The following is an 18,661-nucleotide window of genomic DNA, read 5'->3' as shown; positions in this document are numbered from 1 at the left end:
GTTCAGACCAGCCCTTCAGCGGCCTCTCTTACAAATAGGTAGCCCTTGCTGCGCACTGTCTTGATCAGGCGCGGGTGCATGGGGTCGTCCCCGATCTTCGGGCGGATGCGCGAAATGCGCACGTCGATGGAGCGGTCCTGGCCGTCGTACTCGATGCCGCGCAGGGAGTTGAAGATCTCCTCACGGGACAGGATGCGGCCGGCGTTCACTGCCAGCAGCCAGAGCAGGTCGAACTCGGCGCTGGTCAGCTCGATGCTGCGCTCACTGAGCCAGGCCTCGCGCATGGCGTTGTCGATGACCAGCGGGCCGAACTCCAGCCGCCGCTGGTTCTCTGCCACCGGCGCTTCGGCCACCGCCTCGGTGCGCCGCAACAGCGCACGGATGCGCGCCAACAGCACACGCGGGCGTACCGGCTTGCAGACGTAGTCGTCGGCGCCGAGCTCCAGCCCGAGAATCTGGTCCATGTCGTCGGTGCGCGCGGTGAGCATCAGGATCGGCCCCTCGTACTGGCCGCGCAGCTTGCGGCAGATGGACAGGCCATCCTCGCCCGGCAGCATCAGGTCCAGCACCACCAGATCGGGGCGCTCCTTGAGAATGCGCGCCACCGCCTGGCCGCCATCGGATTCGATGGCCACCTGCAGGCCGTTGCCTTCCAGATACTCGCGCGTCAGATCGGCCAGTCGCTGATCGTCTTCGACTATGAGGATTCGCCAGGCTTCTTGCTCCACCACGCACTCCCGTAGACAGCGTCCAGACCATCATGAAAAGGGGCGCATTGTATCAATGACGGACCGATAGCACAGCGCATGCCAACCAGATCCGAAAACACAAGATATTGTGTTAGCTTGCGACGCCATCGACAGCGCCGCCGCACCTCGAAAAACGTCCTTTCGGCGGCGACGAACGGCAGAGCCTAGAGCCACTGGGCCTTTGCCTCCGTTACTCCGCAGTCACCCACAAATCACCCACAAGTTATCCACAGGCTAGATGTTGTGGGTCGCCTTGCAATACCCCCAACAGCGCATTATCTTGTACCCCCATCAAGCCCAGCCCCTACATATTGGGGTGAGGGCGTACCACCGGACACAATTAGAATCAAGCGCTAAAGGCTTTTTCAGGGCCTGACCACCGGTGTGTAACTAGCGGTATTTCACCCACCATCTGCCCCAGGCGAATGGTGCCGGCCCAGGACACAAAGAAGGTGACTGGGGGCCGGAAGCCGGTGCGGCGTGAACAGCGTCCACCACTAGGTATTGTGTTTGTCACGGCGCTTTAACACCGTGACGTTTGACTTGTAGGGCCAGGAAGGCACTTGAGTCCTGTCCTTCTGCCTCGTAGCTCCACGTTTCGCGTCCGGCGCATCGCCGTGCGTATCGCGTTGTGAAAAGGAATGAAGGCGACTCGGGCGCCCTTACATAAATCAGAACATGGAGAACCCCATGCAGACCGACACCACTCGCGAGAACCCGCAGGCCGCAGCGCCGCAGGCAGCAGATTCCAATCAGGATCTGGCCGCCACTGCGCCCGGCCAGCTGCGCGTGATCAAACGCAACGGCACCGTCGTCCCGTACACCGACGACAAGATCACCGTTGCCATCACCAAAGCGTTCCTCGCAGTGGAAGGCGGTACTGCCGCTGCTTCTTCGCGCATCCATGAAACCGTCGCCCGCCTGACCGAGCAGGTCACCGCGACCTTCAAGCGTCGCATGCCTTCCGGTGGCACCATCCACATCGAAGAAATCCAGGACCAGGTCGAACTGGCCCTGATGCGCGCCGGCGAGCAGAAAGTCGCCCGCGACTACGTGATCTACCGCGAGTCCCGCGCCCAGGAGCGCTCCAAGCGTGGCGCTGGCAGCGACGTCGCCCAGCCGCACCCGAGCATCCGCATCACTCGCGCCGATGGCAGCCAGCAGCCGCTGGACATGGGTCGCCTGAACACCATCATTAGCGAAGCCTGCGAAGCCCTGGCCGAAGTCGACGGTTCGCTGATCGAGCGTGAGACCCTGAAGAACCTGTACGACGGCGTAGCCGAGAAGGACGTCAACACCGCCCTGGTGATGACTGCCCGTACCCTGGTAGAGCGCGAGCCGAACTACTCCTACGTCACCGCCCGCCTGCTGATGGACACCCTGCGCGCCGAAGCGCTGGGCTTCCTCGGCGTTGCCGAGAGCGCCACTCACCACGAGATGGCCGACCTCTACGCCAAGGCCCTGCCGGCCTACGTGGAAAAAGGCGTCGAGTTCGAACTGCTCGACCCGCAGCTGAAGACCTTCGACCTGGAAAAACTGGGCAAGGCCATCAACCACGAGCGTGACCAGCAGTTCACCTACCTCGGCCTGCAGACCCTGTACGACCGCTACTTCATCCACAAGGACGGCATCCGCTTCGAACTGCCGCAGGTCTTCTTCATGCGCGTGGCCATGGGCCTGGCCATCGAAGAGAAGCAGAAAGAAGAACGCGCCATCGAGTTCTACAACCTGCTGTCCTCCTTCGACTACATGTCGTCGACCCCGACCCTGTTCAACGCCGGCACCCTGCGTCCGCAGCTGTCGTCCTGCTACCTGACCACCGTGCCGGACGACCTGTCGGGCATCTACAGCGCGATCCACGACAACGCCATGCTGTCGAAATTCGCCGGTGGCCTGGGCAACGACTGGACCCCGGTCCGTGCGCTGGGCTCCTACATCAAGGGCACAAACGGCAAGTCCCAGGGCGTGGTTCCGTTCCTGAAAGTGGTGAACGACACCGCCGTCGCCGTTAACCAGGGTGGCAAGCGCAAGGGCGCTGTCTGTGCCTACCTCGAAACCTGGCACATGGACATCGAAGAGTTCATCGAACTCCGCAAGAACACCGGTGACGACCGCCGCCGCACCCACGACATGAACACCGCGAACTGGATTCCGGACCTGTTCATGAAGCGCGTGTTCGACGATGGCCAGTGGACCCTGTTCTCGCCGTCCGAAGTACCGGACCTGCACGACCTGACCGGCAAGGCCTTCGAAGAACGCTACGAGTACTACGAAGCCCTGACCCAGTACGGCAAGATCAAGCTGTTCAAGACCATCCAGGCCAAAGACCTGTGGCGCAAGATGCTCTCGATGCTCTTCGAGACCGGCCACCCGTGGCTGACCTTCAAGGACCCGTGCAACCTGCGCAGCCCGCAGCAGCACGTGGGCGTGGTCCACAGCTCCAACCTGTGCACCGAGATCACCCTGAACACCAACAAGGACGAGATCGCGGTCTGCAACCTGGGCTCGATCAACCTGGTCAACCACATCGTCGATGGCAAGCTGGACACCGCCAAGCTCGAGAAGACCGTCAAGACCGCAGTGCGCATGCTCGATAACGTTATCGACATCAACTACTACTCGGTTCCGCAGGCTCGCAACTCGAACCTCAAGCACCGTCCGGTTGGTCTCGGCATCATGGGCTTCCAGGACGCTCTGTACCTGCAGCACATCGCCTACGGCTCCGACGCGGCTGTCGAGTTCGCCGACAAGTCCATGGAAGCGGTGAGCTACTTCGCCATCCAGGCTTCCTGCGACCTGGCCGATGAGCGCGGCGCCTACGAGACCTTCGATGGTTCCCTGTGGTCCAAAGGCATCCTGCCGCTGGACTCCCAGCAGATTCTGATCGAAGCCCGTGGCCAGAAGTACATCGACGTCGACCTGACCGAGTCCCTGGACTGGGCCCCGGTTCGCGAGCGCGTCAAGAAAGGTATTCGTAACTCGAACATCATGGCCATCGCGCCGACCGCGACCATCGCCAACATCACCGGCGTATCGCAGTCCATCGAGCCGACCTACCAGAACCTCTACGTGAAATCGAACCTCTCCGGCGAGTTCACCGTGATCAACCCCTACCTGGTACACGACCTCAAAGCCCGTGGCCTGTGGGACCCGGTCATGGTCAACGACCTGAAGTACTACGACGGTTCCGTGCAGCAGATCGAGCGCATCCCGCAAGACCTGAAAGACCTGTACGCCACCGCGTTCGAAGTCGAAACCAAGTGGATCGTCGACGCCGCCAGCCGCCGTCAGAAGTGGATCGATCAGGCCCAGTCCCTGAACCTCTACATCGCCGGCGCCTCGGGCAAGAAACTGGACGTGACCTACCGCATGGCTTGGTACCGTGGCCTGAAAACCACCTACTACCTCCGCGCCCTGGCCGCCACCAGCACCGAGAAGTCCACCATCAACACCGGCAAGCTGAACGCCGTATCGGCAGGTGGCAGCGACACCCTGCAAGCCGCTCCGGCTGCAGCGCCGGCACCGGCTCCGGTGCCCAGCGCATGCTCCATCGATAACCCGGACTGCGAAGCCTGCCAATAAGGCATCGCACGGGCCGCCCCCTCTCCTCAGGGAGAGGGCTCTTCCCTCCCCTCTCCCGCTTGCGGGAGAGGGGCCGGGGGGAGAGGGTAAAAAGGCAGCACCGATATCCGAACAAGCCCACCCACAAACCGGGTGTGCACAGGCCAGGGCAATCCACCGCCCCGTCCTTGATCCAACGCTTTCGCGTGCATCCATCCACGCACCCAAACACCCAGGCCGGCACAGACCGGTCCGCAGACCAGGAGAGGAACAATGCTCAGCTGGGACGAATTCGACAAAGAAGACCCCACCGAAGCCAAGGCAGCCACCGCCGTTGCCCAGGCCGCAGCCAAGACCATCGACAAGCTCGACGACGAAGCCGCCGGCTCCGTTGAAGACGCCCGCGCCGTATCGGCCAACGACTCCGATGCCGTCGCCCGCGCCAAGAAGGCCCTCGACGCCCTCGACATCCAGGAAGGCCTGGACGACCTCGAAGGCTCCGCCGCGCGCGTGCAGGTTGGCGACAAGCAGATGATCAACGCCCGCGCCGACCTCAACCAGCTCGTACCCTTCAAGTACGACTGGGCCTGGCAGAAGTATCTGGATGGTTGCGCCAACCACTGGATGCCGCAGGAAGTGAACATGAACGCCGACATTGCTCTGTGGAAGAGCAAGGACGGCCTGTCTGAAGACGAGCGCCGCATCGTGATGCGCAACCTCGGCTTCTTCTCCACCGCCGACTCCCTGGTTGCCAACAACCTGGTGCTGGCCGTGTACCGCCTGATCACCAACCCCGAATGCCGCCAGTACATCCTGCGCCAGGCCTTCGAAGAGGCGATCCACACCCACGCCTACCAGTACTGCATCGAGTCGCTGGGCATGGATGAAGGCGAGATCTTCAACATGTACCACGAGATTCCGAGCGTCGCGAAGAAAGCGTCCTGGGGCCTCAAGTACACCCGCTCGATCTCCGACCCCGAGTTCAAGACCGGCACCCCGGAAACCGACCGCCAGTTCCTGCGCAACCTGATCGCCTACTACTGCGTACTGGAAGGCATCTTCTTCTACTGCGGCTTCACCCAGATCCTCTCCATGGGCCGCCGCAACAAGATGACCGGCACCGCCGAGCAGTTCCAGTACATCCTGCGTGACGAGTCCATGCACCTGAACTTCGGCATCGACGTGATCAACCAGATCAAGATCGAGAACCCGCACCTGTGGGATGCCCAGATGAAGGACGAAGCCACCCAGATGATCCTGCAGGGCACCCAGTTGGAGATCGAATACGCTCGCGACACCATGCCGCGCGGCGTACTGGGCATGAACGCCGCGATGATGGAGGACTACCTCAAGTTCATCGCCAACCGCCGCCTGACCCAGATCGGCCTGAAAGAGGAATACCCGGGCACCAGCAACCCGTTCCCGTGGATGTCCGAAATCATGGACCTGAAGAAAGAGAAGAACTTCTTCGAAACTCGCGTCATTGAATACCAGACTGGCGGCGCGCTGAGCTGGGACTGACGGAAGTAGTCGCTCAAGATCACTAAAGCATGAAACCTTCTCACTAAATGTGAAACGGCTTCACCAAAAAGGCTGCCAAATGGCAGCCTTTTTTTGTTTGTTACCCGCAGATACCTAAGTGCCCCCAACTCCTCAAAAGCTGTAGCAATTCCTTCCAATTGGTAGACTGCTGAGATTTGGTGCCCATGACGCACCTGTCGTGCCTAAAAGGAATTCCTCTTCAATGTCCGCCCTTCAATCCCTGCTCGACACCTACCGATCTGCATCTCTCACCGAACGCGAGAAAGGCACCTACTTCGAAGAGCTGATCTGCACCTACCTGCGCAACGAAGCCACCTACCGTGACCTGTACGATAAGGTGTGGATGTACGCTGATTGGGCCAAGGAACAGGGGCTGGACGGTCGCGACACCGGCATCGACCTGGTGGCACGCACCCAGGGTACCAGCGAGTTCCACGCCATCCAGTGCAAGCTGTACGCCGAGGACTACCGCGTCCAGAAGAAGGACATCGATAGCTTTTTCACCGCCTCGGGCAAGGCGCCGTTCTCGCATCGGATCATCGTTGCCTCCACCAACAACTGGAGCGAACACGCCGAAGACGCCTTGCAGGGCCAGCAGCTTTCGATCAACAAGATCGACCTACAAGCGCTGGAAGACAGCCAGATCGACTGGGCCAAATACCAGCCCAATAAGGCTGTTGCTTTCAAGGCTCGCAAGCAGCTTCGGGATCACCAGAAAACCGCGCTTAATGCCGTAGCAGCAGGTCTAAAGGACGCCGAGCGCGGCAAGCTGATCATGGCCTGCGGCACCGGCAAGACCTTCACCAGCCTGAAGATTGCTGAACAGCAGGCCGGCAAGGGCAAGCGTGTGTTGTTCCTGGTGCCCAGCTTGTCGCTGCTGTCGCAGACCCTTACCGAATGGACGCAGGAAAGCGAAACTCTGCTCCACAGCTTCGCCGTGTGCTCCGATAGTGATGTAGGCAAGAAGCGCAAGGCCGATGAGGATACCCCGCAGGTCTTCGCCCACGAACTGCGCTACCCGGCCACTACTAAGGCAGATCGCCTCGCGGCGGAAATGCTCAAACGCCACGATGCCGAGCACATGAGCGTGGTGTTCTCCACCTACCACTCCATCGACGTGATCAGCCGCGCCCAGCACGAGCACGGCCTGGCAGCATTTGATCTGATCATCTGTGACGAAGCCCATCGCACCACCGGCGCTACCTTTGACGACGATGACGAAAGCACCTTCGTACGCGTTCACGACGCCGACTACATCCGCGCCACCAAGCGTCTGTACATGACCGCTACACCGCGTATCTACGGTGATAGCGCCAAGGTCAAGGCCGAGTCCGGCGAAGTCACCCTCTGTTCGATGGATGACGAGGCGCTGTACGGCAAAGAGCTGTTCGTCATCAACTTCTCCGAAGCCGTCCAGCGTGGCCTGCTGACCGACTACAAGGTGCTGGTACTCACCGTCGAAGAGAGCGCTATCAGTCGCCGCCTCCAGGACTTGCTGAAGGACGAAAACAATCAGCTCAAGGTGGACGACGCTGCCAAGATCGTCGGCTGCTGGAAGGCGCTGGCCAAGCAGGGGCTGGCCGAGCAACTGGTGGGTGATGATGAGCCCATGAAGCGCGCCGTAGCCTTCTGCCAGGTCATTTCACCCAACTACAAGGGCACCAAGCACAAGGTCAGCTCCATCAACATCGCCAGCATGTTCCAGTCGGTGGTTGAGGCCTATCAGGAGTCCGATGAAATCGACGAAACCTCGCGCCTGATCTGCGAGGCCGAGCATGTCGATGGCGGCATGAATGCCAGCCAGAAGGAAGCCAAGCTCAACTGGCTCAAGGAAGAATCTCCGGCCAACACCTGCCGCATCCTCAGCAACGTGCGTTGCCTTTCTGAAGGTGTGGATGTGCCTGCGCTGGATGCCGTGCTCTTCCTCACGCCTCGCAACTCCCAGGTGGACGTGGTGCAATCCGTAGGCCGGGTGATGCGCAACGCACAGGGCAAGAAGCGCGGCTATGTGGTGCTGCCGGTGGTCATCCCGGCCGGCATGGAGCCCCATGATGCGCTCAACGACAACCAGACTTACAAGGTCGTCTGGCAGGTGCTCCAGGCGCTGCGCTCGCACGACGACAGCTTCGACGCCATGGTCAACAAGCTCGACCTGATCGGCTCAGACCCGCGCAAGATGGAAGTCATCGCCATCACCGACAAGGCTGAGAAGAAGGCAAAGAAATCCAGCGGCACCAGTAACGGTAAGGCCGGTAAAGGCCAGTACGGCATTGGCGAGAAACGCCCGAAATACGATGTCGAAGGCCAGATGACCCAGCAGGCCGAGCTGGCCTATGAAGTGGGGGAAATCGAAAAGGCCATCTACGCCAAGATCGTCGAAAAGTGCGGCAACCGACACCACTGGGAAGACTGGGCCAACGACATCGCCAAAATCGCCCGCACCCACATCGACCGCATCCAGGGCATTCTGGAGAATCCGGCCAACCCACAGGAACAGGCTGCCTTCAACGCCTTCGCCGTCGAGCTGCGCGACGACCTCAACGACAGCATCAGCGATGGCGAAATCATCGAAATGCTCGCCCAGCACCTGGTGACCAAGCCGGTGTTCGATGCGCTGTTCGATGAGTACAGCTTTGCCAGCCACAACCCCATGTCCAAGGCCATGCAGGGCGTGCTGGACGCGCTCCACGAGCATCATCTGGACAAAGAAGCCGACACCCTGGAGAAGTTCTACGCCAGCGTGCGCCAACGCGCGGCCGGCATCAGTAGCTCCCAGGGCAAGCAGAAGATCATCGTCGAGCTGTACGACAAGTTCTTCCGCAACGCCTTCCCCAAGATGACCGAGCGCCTGGGCATCGTCTACACCCCGGTCGAGGTGGTGGACTTCATCCTCCACAGCGTCAATCACCTGCTGCAAAAAGAGTTCGACCAGACCCTGGGCAGCAAGGGCGTCCACATCATCGACCCGTTCACCGGCACCGGCACCTTCATCACCCGGCTGATCCAGTCCGGCCTGATCAAGTCGGACGAGCTGCCGCACAAGTACAAACATGAAATCCATGCCAACGAGCTGGTGCTGCTGGCCTACTACATTGCCGCCATCAATATCGAAGCCGCCTACCACAGCGAAGTGATCGACGATTACACCCCGTTTGAAGGCATCTGCCTGACCGATACTTTCCAGATGTACGAGAAGGACGATCTGGTCGATGCCCTGCTGGTGGATAACAGCGCTCGGCGCAAACGACAGAAGGCGCTGGATATTCGGGTGATTGTGGGCAATCCGCCGTACTCGGCAGGGCAGGCCAGTGCCAACGACAACAACGCCAATGTTGAATATCCCGTGCTGGATGAGCGCATTCGCAGCACCTATGCGGCAGGCTCCAAAGCCACACTCAAAAACGCCCTGTACGACAGCTACATTCGCGCCATTCGCTGGGCCAGTGATCGTATCGGTAATGCCGGCATTATCGGTTTTGTGACTAATGCTGGCTTTCTGGATGCCAACACTACAGACGGTCTGCGCAAGTGCCTGGCCGATGAGTTCTCCAGCCTCTATGTGTTCCATCTGCGCGGCAATGCACGCACGTCAGGTGAAACCCGCCGCAAGGAAAAGGACAACGTGTTTGGCATGGGCAGCCGCGCCCCCATTGCCATCTCCCTGTTGGTCAAGAACCCCGATGCCAGCGCGTGCGGGCAGATCTATTTCCACGACATTGGCGACTACCTCAGCCGCGAGGAAAAGCTGGAGAAGATCGCCGGCTACGCCAGCGTGGTCGGTATTGAGCAGTGGCAGCCCATCACCCCAGACGAACATGGCGACTGGCTCAAGCAGCGCGATGACAGATTTGCCGCGTACATCGTGCTTGGAAACAAGGCTAGCGCCAGTGAAATCACCCTATTTGAAAACTACTCGAATGGCGTGAAAACAAACCGGGATGCATGGGTCTATAACGCTTCGCAGAAATCACTGACGCAGACCGTGGAGAAGATGATTGGGTTTTACAACGGCGAGGTGGATCGCTATAGCGCAGCCTGTGTAGGCCTACCGAAGCAAGCGTGGCCCGATCCAGACGCATTTGTGGACTTTGATTCCACCAAGATGAGCTGGACTCGCGAGGTCAAGCAGGACTTAGCTCGGAAAAACCATCGCCCGTATCGCCCGGAGGGAATCGTTAAATCCCTTTACCGCCCATTTTCCAAAGGTTGGATGTACTTCGATAAGCATTTCAACAACTGCGTTTACCAGATGCCGCGCATCTTCCCGGATGCTGGGGCAGAGAATCTGGTGATTGGTGTTTCAGCTGCTGGGGAAAAGGTGGCTTTTAGCGCGTTGATTTCCCGTTATGTGCCAAGCCTTCACTTCGTGGACATTGAAGGTTCGCAGTGCTTCCCGCTCTACCTCTACGACGAAGCAGCCCAGTCCACGGATAACGACCTGTTCGCCAGCTCGTCGGCGGAAGGTCTGCGCCGCCGCGATGCCATCACCGATGCCGGTCTGGCGCACTTCGCCAGCGCCTATTCGGGCGAGGTCATCGGCAAGGAAGACCTGTTCTACTACGTCTATGGCATCCTCCACTCGCCGGACTACCGCGAGCGCTTTGCCGACAACCTGAGCAAAGAACTGCCGCGCATTCCGGCCGTGAAGAAAGCCGCCGACTTCTGGGCCTTCAGCCAGGCAGGCCGCGCCCTGGCCGACCTTCACCTGAACTACGAAACCGTTGAGCCGTACCCGCTCGCCATCGAGGCCAAAGGCACGCTCACCGCCGCCGATTACCGCGTGGAGAAGATGAAGTTCGCCCAAAAGGGCGACAAGACCACCGTAATCTATAACCACCGCATTACCCTCAAGGGCATCCCCGAAGCTGCCTGGGATTATGTGGTCAACGGCAAAACTGCGCTGGACTGGGTAATGGAGCGGCAGGCTGTTCGTACCGACAAGGCTAGCGGCATTGTCAACGACGCCAACGACTGGGCCATCGAAACCATGGACAACCCCAAGTACCCGTTAGAGCTGTTTCAACGCGTGGTCACCGTGAGCCTGGAAACCCAGAAGATCGTCAACAGCCTGCCACTTCTGGATATCTAACCGAGTAGAAACAGGAGAAAGCATTCTCGCCTACGCGAAATTTCGCTAGTAACCGAGCGACCGCTGTATGGTTGCAATGGTGGACGATACTAGCGGTCCGGCGTGGAGCGGCGTGAATTACCCCGCTTCGGTATATTAGATGGAGCACTGCATCTCATCAGTGCTCAGTCGGTAAGACTAACTGAATACGGCGGTAGCCTTGGGCTTAGCCTTCTCCCACTCCTTGCGAGCCTTGCTGTAGTCCGTCTTGATGCTATCAAACTGGGCTAGCTCGTTAGTCACCACCTCCAGGCTGAGCGGCACCTCGTGAAAATCTTCGGAGTGTGAATGTGCGTCGATGTAACGTGACAGTGCCGCCATCCGGTCATGCACACGTAATGCGATGGCATCATCGAAGAAAACCTGATTCAGCGTGAACGTAATGTTCTCTCGCCACCTGCGCACGACGTTGTTGAACAGTTTTTTCTGAATAAAATCCTCATAGGCCGTCCGCAAACTGCCGCATGCCTTTTCCAGCGCATCGCGCTGCGGATCTCCGGTCAGCGCCCGCGCCGCAGCGAAATGTTTCTTCGCACGATCATGCGCGGCTCCTTCGTAGTGTTCGTGCGGAAAAGCCAGCCGGTCGATGGCACCAGGCGCATCGGCGTCGTCACGCCACACCGTGCGGCCCGCAAAGGCCACGCCCTTGTCCTCAGCGGCGGTCGCCAGGTAGTTCGTGAACAGAATGTCATGGGTGAAGATGATGACCTGCCGTCGCGCCGCTTCATCCACAAGACGTTGAGCAATCAACTCCTTGCGCACATGATCCATGGACGTGACCGGATCATCGAAGATGACGCCGGAACAGGCACCATTGAGTTCGATTTCTGTTAGGAAGTCCGCCAGAGCTGCCGCAGTCTGTTCACCCTCACTCAGCACACGGGAAGGATCAACACCGGTCGTTCCAGCATTGCTAATCTCGATCTTCCGATCCGTATTGCCTGCGTCGCCAGCGAAGCGGAACTGCACGGGCAAAGCCAATCGCAGCGCCGTGCAGTTCTCCATAAAGCGAGCAATGAAGCCTTGTGCAACCAACTCAGTCGCAAGAGCTTTCTGTTTGCTTGTGACCTCACGCTGGATGGCCGGGAAACCACGAAGGCACTGATTCGCCTTCTCCCCCCATTTCAGATCTTCGACTGCGGCGGCAATATCGTCGTATTGACTGGCAAGCCGATGTCGGTCACTCAGAAGCTGCTGTTCCAGCAGCAGCGCCTCGATCAGTGCCTTGGGATCGCTGAGCCGCAACTTTTCATTGTCTTGGAGCAAGCGTTCGACCAAAGCGGTGATACGCGATGATACGGTGTCATATTCCAGTAGGGAAAAGCTCGGACTGGAGACACTCGCGACCGCCTGGGTCAAGGTCTCGATGACGAGCCGGTAGCCTTCCACATGGTTCGTGACGTCAGCTTCCAGCGCGGCATCGAGTTCTTGCAGCGTACGGCGCGCGGCGCTTTCCTGAGCGAAGAAAGCCACGTTCACCTTACTCAAGGTGACACCATAGCTCGTCATTGTCTTACGGGAATCAGCCAGCTGTGTCTCAACGTCGCTGGTAGCCATTTGACAAAACCGCGCCAAGCGATCTGCGCTTTCTGCGTCGAGGACCTGATGGCACAATACGCAGCGCGCACCATCAGACTTGGGCGGGAATGTGTCGTCCGGGTAGGCTTCAGTGTTATAGGCGATCGCGGCGGACAGTAGGTCCCTCCATGCGTGCGTTCCAACGGGCTGCACGGGCTCCTCGCCGAACTGGGCCGCAGATAATGCCGCTCCTTTTTCGATGAGCGCACCAATCTGTATCGCCGCCTCGCCCACGTTGGTTACGGTCGCTGGCATGACGCCGGTGGCCAAAGCAGCAATAGACGTTTTGACACCGTTCAGATCAACGATGCGTTGCTCGTTCTTCTTGATGATGTCTTTTGGGTCGGTTGTTCTCAACTCGGTCAACTGCTGCTCGATAGCCTGAAGTCGGGCTGTTTCGGCGTCGCCAAATGCCGCTAGCTCCTTCAACCGCACAAGGTTCGTCTGAGCGGTCAGCATCGCCAGTGCAGACGCAACCTCAGACATACTGTCTTGGATCGCAAACTTGTCCGCCACCGGCGTGCGCCGAGTGATTTGTTCACGTAGCTTGGTTTGTAACTTGCCGAACGTCGTCACCATTCGCGGGAAAACGTCGAAAAGATAGGGCATAACTTGGAATGCGTTGCGATCATCCAAATGCACACGTATGCAGGTTGAGTCGAAGACGGCGAAGCCGTCACGCAACCGCTGGCAAGGCTCCTGGTGTACAAAGGCAACGCTCGCCCCGTCTTCAAAGGTGAACGTAGCCGTTGGCTTGGGCTGCTTGCTCTTGGCGAGCTTGACGTCGCCCAAGATGCTGGTCTCTTTTGAACGCGTGAAACACGCAGACTTCAGCACGCGCGCATAACCGGACTTTCCGGCACCATTCGGCCCATAAACCACCGTGAGTTTGGGGCCGAAGCTCAAAGTCTCACCGGCCGCGAGCGCGTTGACTCCCGATATTGAGGTCATCGCGGCAAGGGGGCTGACCACTGCCACCGCGCCTCCCTGGTGCTGCGGCAAAGCCATGTCCCAACCCACCCGCACCGCGTCTGATTCACCAAGGCACTGATCGATCAGGTACTCGCCAAAGACTTCATCCAAGGACTCATCGGTCAACTCAACAGCTGCCACCAGTTTGCTTAGCAAGAAGTGCTGCCAACTTGGGAGCGTCTTACCCCACGCGGACAGTGCATCGAAGATATTGAAAGCTGATTCAGACATGGCGCTTCCTTTCAATAAGACTCAGCCAAGTGAATGGCTTTTCCGAATTGCGAGGTGCCGACTCGGTTCAGATTTATGCTAGCCTGCAAGCGCTTTGGATATAGATCCAAAGGTGCATCACAAGCTGTCAAGCCCCAAGGCGGCATCCCAGGTGTAACAGCCCAGGGTGACCAGCAATGCGGCCAGCAGCCCTCGGATACTTATCTTCATAGGTACTCCAAGTGTGACGCTGACACTATACGTCGATCCTAGCAATCGCGGCGAAATCGGAACTGGGTGACTGAGACCGATTGGATAATGTGAGGAGCATTTGAGTTTATCCGGCCAGGCGGCTGAGGATTGCCGCCATCCTATGCCTGGCCGGTTGGCTCGAACATGGATGTACGCTGATGCCAGAAAATTGGTACAAATCTCGGGGCTATCTGCACTTTGACCGCCCGATCAACCAGGCTGCGGCTCTGGAGATAGTCTCAAGCCCTAAGACTGTTGCTAAGCATGCCTTTTACCCCTTCATTCGCTATGTCGCACAAACACAGAAAGTGTTTTTCGACAAAAGCATTGGCAAGGTGGTCAAAAAAGACCCTAAGCAACGGCCCATTTCCTACGCCGCGCACGTCGACAGCCATATTTACTCGTACTACTGCGAACTGCTGAACCAGGCCTACGAGGACCATCTGGCGAAGGCGAAGTGGTCCTCTGCCATTCTGGCGTTTCGAGCCCTTGGCAAAAGCAATATCGATTTCGCTCGGGATGCGTTCCTGGATATCGCGGTACGAGACTCCTGCTGCGTCATTGCCATCGACATCAAGGGCTTCTTTGACAACCTAGACCATGCGCACCTGAAAAGTGCCTGGCAGACGCTTCTAGGCACTAGCCAGTTGCCCGACGATCACTTCGCGGTGTATCGATCCCTGACCAAGTATTCGTTCGTCCACAGGGATCAAGTCTACGAGGCGCTAGCGCTCTCGAAGAACAACCCCAAGCAAGGCCGCAAACGGATCTGTGAGCCCCATGAATTCCGGGCCAAGGTTCGCAATGGTCGCCTGATCGAAACCAACAAGGATAAGAAAGGCATCCCCCAAGGCTCGCCCATCAGCGCCATGCTCTCCAATGTGTACATGATGGGCTTCGATGAGCAGATTCACGCCTATGTCGAATCCTGCGGCGGCGCCTACTACCGGTACTGCGATGATGTGCTGCTGATTGTCCCGCTGGAGCAGGAGGCAGCGGCCAAGGCCCTCGTCGAACTACGCGTCAATGCGATTGGCTTGGAGATCCAGCCCGCCAAGACGGAGACCTGCAAGTTCACACGATCCGCCAAGGGATTGCGATCCGACCGACCACTGCAATACCTGGGCTTTATCTTTGATGGGGCCAACATTTACCTGCGCTCATCGTCACTAGCTCGCTATCAGGACCGTGTACACAGAGGTATCTGGCTGGCCGGAAAATGCATGGAAAAGGTCAATGCCAAGCGGATTGCCAGAGGCCAGCTGCCTCGTTCGATGTTCCTGAAGAAGCTGTATAAGCGCTATTCCTATCTGGGCCGGAGAAACTTCATCTCCTATGGCTACCGGGCCGCCAAAATCATGAACGCCCCCTCGATCAGGAAGCAGCTCAAGCCCCACTGGAACAGACTCCGCGACCGAATTTCTGACGCGCAAGGCGAATGATTGCGTGCTGAAGGACGACACCGAGGGCAGCCAGCCAACCTAGCTATCGCTAGAACTCCACTGCCAAACTGGGGATGCCCACCGTCTCGCAAAACCGCCCCAGCGCGGTCAAGCTCGCCCAGGTGTGGAGCGGTTCCAGCAGCCGTCAATACTGGTTGATACCATGCCTACGCACAAATGACTCAGCGCCAGCCCGTTATCTCTAGCGAGGGTCGCATCACCTACGGCCGCGCCACCAAGCCTTAACTTGGGCGAGACAGGCCACGATCAGATCGCCCCATGTGGACTCTCTGTCGCCCGGATCTTGATCTGTCGATTGGTGCACGTGCCCCTGCGTTTCTGCCTTTTGGGCATTCACCCGAGCAATATGCAGCTCAATGTCACGGCGATCACGGGCCTGGACACGCTTGACCATCTGGTCGCTGAACGCCCCAGCCCAGACAATTTGATTACGCCGGATCCAGTAGTGCGACCGACAGGGAAATGACCAGTTGCCGATGGAGGGGGCCAAGGATACTTTCCCGCCTTCTCGCATGACCTTCCAGCCAGAAGGTTTGAGCGGGGTTACCACTTCCAGCCCACAGCCACAGCAGCATTTGTGCAGCGCAGTGCCGTACTTCTCGCTGATGTATAGCACTCCCTCGACTAGCTGATCTGGGATGATCTCGACGAACTCTGGAGTGATGCTGGTTTGCTTCATTCAGTGGCACCAAACTCAGAGCGTGCGAGTGATTGGAGCGCAACCGTAAAGGTCTGATTGTGGGCTAGCTCCTGATCGGAGTAGAACCCGCAATGCTGCTTCCAGCGGATCACGGCTAATGCCGCGTTGAGCGCGTTCATGTCAGCGACCTGAATATTGCTCCGGTAAAGCGCATCGCCCTGATCAGGCTCGATATCAAGCAGCCTATCTAGGTGATCGTTCTTCTGGACGGTTCCCAATGTCACCCGGCATGTACCACGCAGGCTTGAGGTCTCTTCCTGCTTGTTGATGGCCATCCCAACATCAATGAACGGAATGCCGGCATGTCGCAGGTGCCCGCAGATCAGCCCGCGCGCCGGGCCATCGTCCACGCACACGAACACGAAGTTGAATTGCTCCAGCTCGCCGATATTGGTCGACGTCAGATGGTATGGGTGGGCAACCACACCCTTGTGCATGTTGGCGTAGATGCCCTGTAGGTAGTCAACCTTTGCCGGACGGGTTTCCAGCATCTCCAGGGTTGCCGCGCCAGGAGCGCGGAAAGCGTTGTGCCGCTTGAACTCATCTTCATCGAACAGATGGATTTCACGCACCGGGGTCTTCGCCACCAAATCCAGTATGTAGCTCCCCGTCCCCCCAGCCCCGACAATCGCGATCTTGGCCAATTGGAGTTTTTGCGCGATTGCCGTGATGCCCGCCCGTGACGAAGCTGAGTCGCCGTAACGAAAAACCGAGTCTACATCCCGTGAAGGAAAGGCTTTGCCGGTCTTAGGGTCGGCATCGCAGTCGATAACTCGCGCTTGAGCAGCAAGGACCTCAGCGTAGTGGCTGATTTTCTCGTGGTAGGTGTTTGGGAAGGTGGGGTTCGATGTCGGCTTGTTTGAGAAGTAGTGGTTAACCTTGAACTGGTCAAACAGCACACACTCATTCGAGTTATTGATGACCTCCGTCAAGGGTTCACCACTGGCTTTGCAAGGTGTCGCGCCTGCAAACCAGACGGTATGGTCGTTCGGCCGGCCAGCTACGCCCGGAGTGCCTGAATAAGCGCAAACCAGCGTACCCAGTTTAATTTCCCGTTCAGGCGTGACGTAGGGTACGGAGTGGATCAGCAGGAAGCTATGCAGGATCTCGACTTCGTAGCCCTCATCTACGAGCTGCTGAACCGATGAATCAAGACCGGTTGGTTTTGGAGACATCGAATTTCATCCCGTTATAAATCTTCATGGTCTGGCCTTCGGCAAGAGTGCCGTCAGGAACGTGTGGCCCGGTGTACTGCACGGTGTAGAAGGCCTGACTCGGGTCTGCACCATCGGAGCCCATGGCCACGATCTGGGCGTAGGAGACCTGATCGCCTTCGACCGTGCGCGGACGGCCATTGACGATGATGTGAGTTTGATTCGGCTTGCCGTGATCCGGGTTCGCAGGTTCGTGCGGGTGTTCGGGCTTGTCACGCTGGCTCATAAAAATGCTCCTGTACAGCAAAGGTGAGGCCAAGGATGGGGGGCACCTAGACGAGACCAACACTTGTCCAAACCAGGCACCACAGCCACGACTATACGCCCAGACCCACACAATGCAAATACTTTTTATCACGTCATACTTTTTACCCTGTCACTTTTTTTATGCCCACCTGCTAGACTGCAAGCCTCTACTCAAGCCAAGCTAAGCCACCACATGGATCAGCCACGAGACATCCAGCGCGAACGACTGTTCTACATTGAGTTCCTCGCCTTGTTCACCGGCCAGGTCAGTCGAAAAGATCTAGTGTCCCGCTTCGGGATCAGTGAACCAGCGGCCACGAAAGATCTGTCCCTGTACTCGGAATTGGCTCCCGATGTACTGCGTTATGACCTGCGGCAAAAGTGTTACGTCCTGTCCGACGGCAAACCCCACTTCCAGCATGACGTTGATCAGGCGCTGTTCTCACTCGTCGGTGAACGAGCAATCGCCATGGACTCCGAGCATGCCAAGCGTCTACCGGGCTGGATCAGCTCCAGCATCAAAAGAAAGATGCCGTTATCCCTGGTGAGCACGATTACACGTTGCATCTACCTGCGCCGGAAGATGACGGTTGAATACGGCTCGATGAGCAGTGGACACCGAGAACGCGTGCTGTCCCCACTGGCGATGGTGCATGACGGATTGCGCTGGCATATCCGCTGCTTCGACCATGCCAAAGAAGACTTTCGCGACTTCAACCTCGCACGATTCACTTCCGCCCACCCTGGCGAGTCTTCAGAGGCCACGCTCGACAACGACCCGCATTGGACAGCTGACGTTCGCTTGCGGCTTGTTCCGCATCCGGCAGCCGAGCATCCGGACAGCATTCGCCTTGATTACGACATCACCGGCGAGGCCAAGTATGTTGAGCTAAAGGCCTGCCTCGTCGGCTACTTTCTCCGGCAGTGGAATATAGATGTCACGGACTCAGCAACCGGCAACCCCAAGGCCCAACACCTTTACCTGGAGAACAAGCACGAGCTTCTCACGGCCGGTGTTCCTGCTTGGTCATTTGCCCCATGAGCCG

At 58.4% G+C, this 18,661-nt stretch carries 10 protein-coding genes; 5 read left to right on the top strand and 5 right to left on the bottom strand.

The genetic code is table 11. From position 1 onward, the window contains the following. Positions 1-2: 2 nt before the first annotated feature. On the bottom strand, positions 3-728 hold the full coding sequence (locus MnOB_RS17605; protein ID WP_077525524.1) for a response regulator: 726 nt from the start codon (positions 726-728) through the stop codon (positions 3-5). A 711-nt stretch (positions 729-1,439) separates the two neighbouring features. On the opposite strand from MnOB_RS17605, the gene MnOB_RS17600 reads away from it, so the two are divergent. The 3 genes from MnOB_RS17600 (at position 1,440) to MnOB_RS17590 (ending at position 10,941) form a co-directional block, all read left to right on the top strand. Next, on the top strand, positions 1,440-4,331 hold the full coding sequence (locus MnOB_RS17600) for a ribonucleoside-diphosphate reductase subunit alpha (RefSeq protein WP_077525523.1): 2,892 nt from the start codon (positions 1,440-1,442) through the stop codon (positions 4,329-4,331). Positions 4,332-4,583: 252 nt separating this feature from the next. Then, positions 4,584-5,831 carry a ribonucleotide-diphosphate reductase subunit beta gene (locus MnOB_RS17595; protein ID WP_077525522.1) on the top strand — a complete coding sequence of 416 codons (1,248 nt, stop codon included), beginning with the start codon at positions 4,584-4,586 and terminating at the stop codon, positions 5,829-5,831. Positions 5,832-6,054: 223 nt separating this feature from the next. Further along, the gene (locus MnOB_RS17590; protein WP_077525521.1) at positions 6,055-10,941 is read left to right on the top strand and encodes a DEAD/DEAH box helicase; all 4,887 of its coding nucleotides are present in this window, start codon (positions 6,055-6,057) and stop codon (positions 10,939-10,941) included. Positions 10,942-11,118: 177 nt separating this feature from the next. On the opposite strand, the gene MnOB_RS17585 is transcribed toward MnOB_RS17590, so the two are convergent. After that, positions 11,119-13,761 (bottom strand): AAA family ATPase, encoded by a 2,643-nt coding sequence (locus MnOB_RS17585; protein ID WP_077525520.1) that lies wholly within the window; start codon positions 13,759-13,761, stop codon positions 11,119-11,121. Between the two features lie 389 nt (positions 13,762-14,150). Here MnOB_RS17585 and drt2 point away from each other — a divergent pair, with 389 nt between their 5' ends. Continuing rightward, entirely contained in the window at positions 14,151-15,434 is a 1,284-nt protein-coding gene (drt2, locus tag MnOB_RS17580) for an antiviral reverse transcriptase Drt2 (RefSeq protein WP_077525519.1), read from the top strand. 217 nt (positions 15,435-15,651) lie between these two features. Here drt2 and MnOB_RS17575 read toward each other — a convergent pair whose 3' ends face one another. The 3 genes from MnOB_RS17575 to MnOB_RS17565 are packed head-to-tail and all read right to left on the bottom strand — an operon-like array spanning position 15,652 to position 17,595. After that, complete coding sequence (locus MnOB_RS17575; RefSeq protein ID WP_077525518.1) at positions 15,652-16,134, bottom strand: ubiquitination-like system serine protease family protein; 483 nt, start codon at positions 16,132-16,134, stop codon at positions 15,652-15,654. After that, on the bottom strand, positions 16,131-17,330 hold the full coding sequence (locus MnOB_RS17570) for a ThiF family adenylyltransferase (RefSeq protein ID WP_077525517.1): 1,200 nt from the start codon (positions 17,328-17,330) through the stop codon (positions 16,131-16,133). The genes MnOB_RS17575 and MnOB_RS17570 overlap by 4 nt, the downstream gene beginning before the upstream one ends. Further along, positions 17,305-17,595 (bottom strand): multiubiquitin domain-containing protein, encoded by a 291-nt coding sequence (locus MnOB_RS17565; RefSeq protein WP_077525516.1) that lies wholly within the window; start codon positions 17,593-17,595, stop codon positions 17,305-17,307. Before MnOB_RS17565 ends, MnOB_RS17570 begins: the two co-directional genes overlap by 26 nt. Before the next feature lie 213 nt (positions 17,596-17,808). Here MnOB_RS17565 and MnOB_RS17560 point away from each other — a divergent pair, with 213 nt between their 5' ends. After that, positions 17,809-18,657: a helix-turn-helix transcriptional regulator gene (locus MnOB_RS17560; RefSeq protein ID WP_077525515.1), complete on the top strand. Its 849-nt coding sequence runs from the start codon at positions 17,809-17,811 to the stop codon at positions 18,655-18,657. The last annotated feature ends 4 nt before the right edge of the window (positions 18,658-18,661 follow it).

The organism is Metapseudomonas resinovorans, from assembly GCF_002003485.1.
Lineage (GTDB): Bacteria > Pseudomonadota > Gammaproteobacteria > Pseudomonadales > Pseudomonadaceae > Metapseudomonas > Metapseudomonas resinovorans_D.
This window is presented reverse-complemented; position numbering and strand designations above follow the sequence as displayed.

What these genes read in the sequence shown, in the direction of transcription:
- MnOB_RS17600 (WP_077525523.1), top strand. Translation starts at nt 1,440, where the DNA reads ATGCAGACCGACACCACTCGCGAGAACCCGCAGGCCGCAGCGCCGCAG.
- MnOB_RS17595 (WP_077525522.1), top strand. Translation starts at nt 4,584, where the DNA reads ATGCTCAGCTGGGACGAATTCGACAAAGAAGACCCCACCGAAGCCAAG.
- MnOB_RS17590 (WP_077525521.1), top strand. Translation starts at nt 6,055, where the DNA reads ATGTCCGCCCTTCAATCCCTGCTCGACACCTACCGATCTGCATCTCTC.
- MnOB_RS17585 (WP_077525520.1), bottom strand. Translation starts at nt 13,761, where the DNA reads ATGTCTGAATCAGCTTTCAATATCTTCGATGCACTGTCCGCGTGGGGT.
- drt2 (WP_077525519.1), top strand. Translation starts at nt 14,151, where the DNA reads ATGCCAGAAAATTGGTACAAATCTCGGGGCTATCTGCACTTTGACCGC.
- MnOB_RS17575 (WP_077525518.1), bottom strand. Translation starts at nt 16,134, where the DNA reads ATGAAGCAAACCAGCATCACTCCAGAGTTCGTCGAGATCATCCCAGAT.
- MnOB_RS17570 (WP_077525517.1), bottom strand. Translation starts at nt 17,330, where the DNA reads ATGTCTCCAAAACCAACCGGTCTTGATTCATCGGTTCAGCAGCTCGTA.
- MnOB_RS17565 (WP_077525516.1), bottom strand. Translation starts at nt 17,595, where the DNA reads ATGAGCCAGCGTGACAAGCCCGAACACCCGCACGAACCTGCGAACCCG.
- MnOB_RS17560 (WP_077525515.1), top strand. Translation starts at nt 17,809, where the DNA reads ATGGATCAGCCACGAGACATCCAGCGCGAACGACTGTTCTACATTGAG.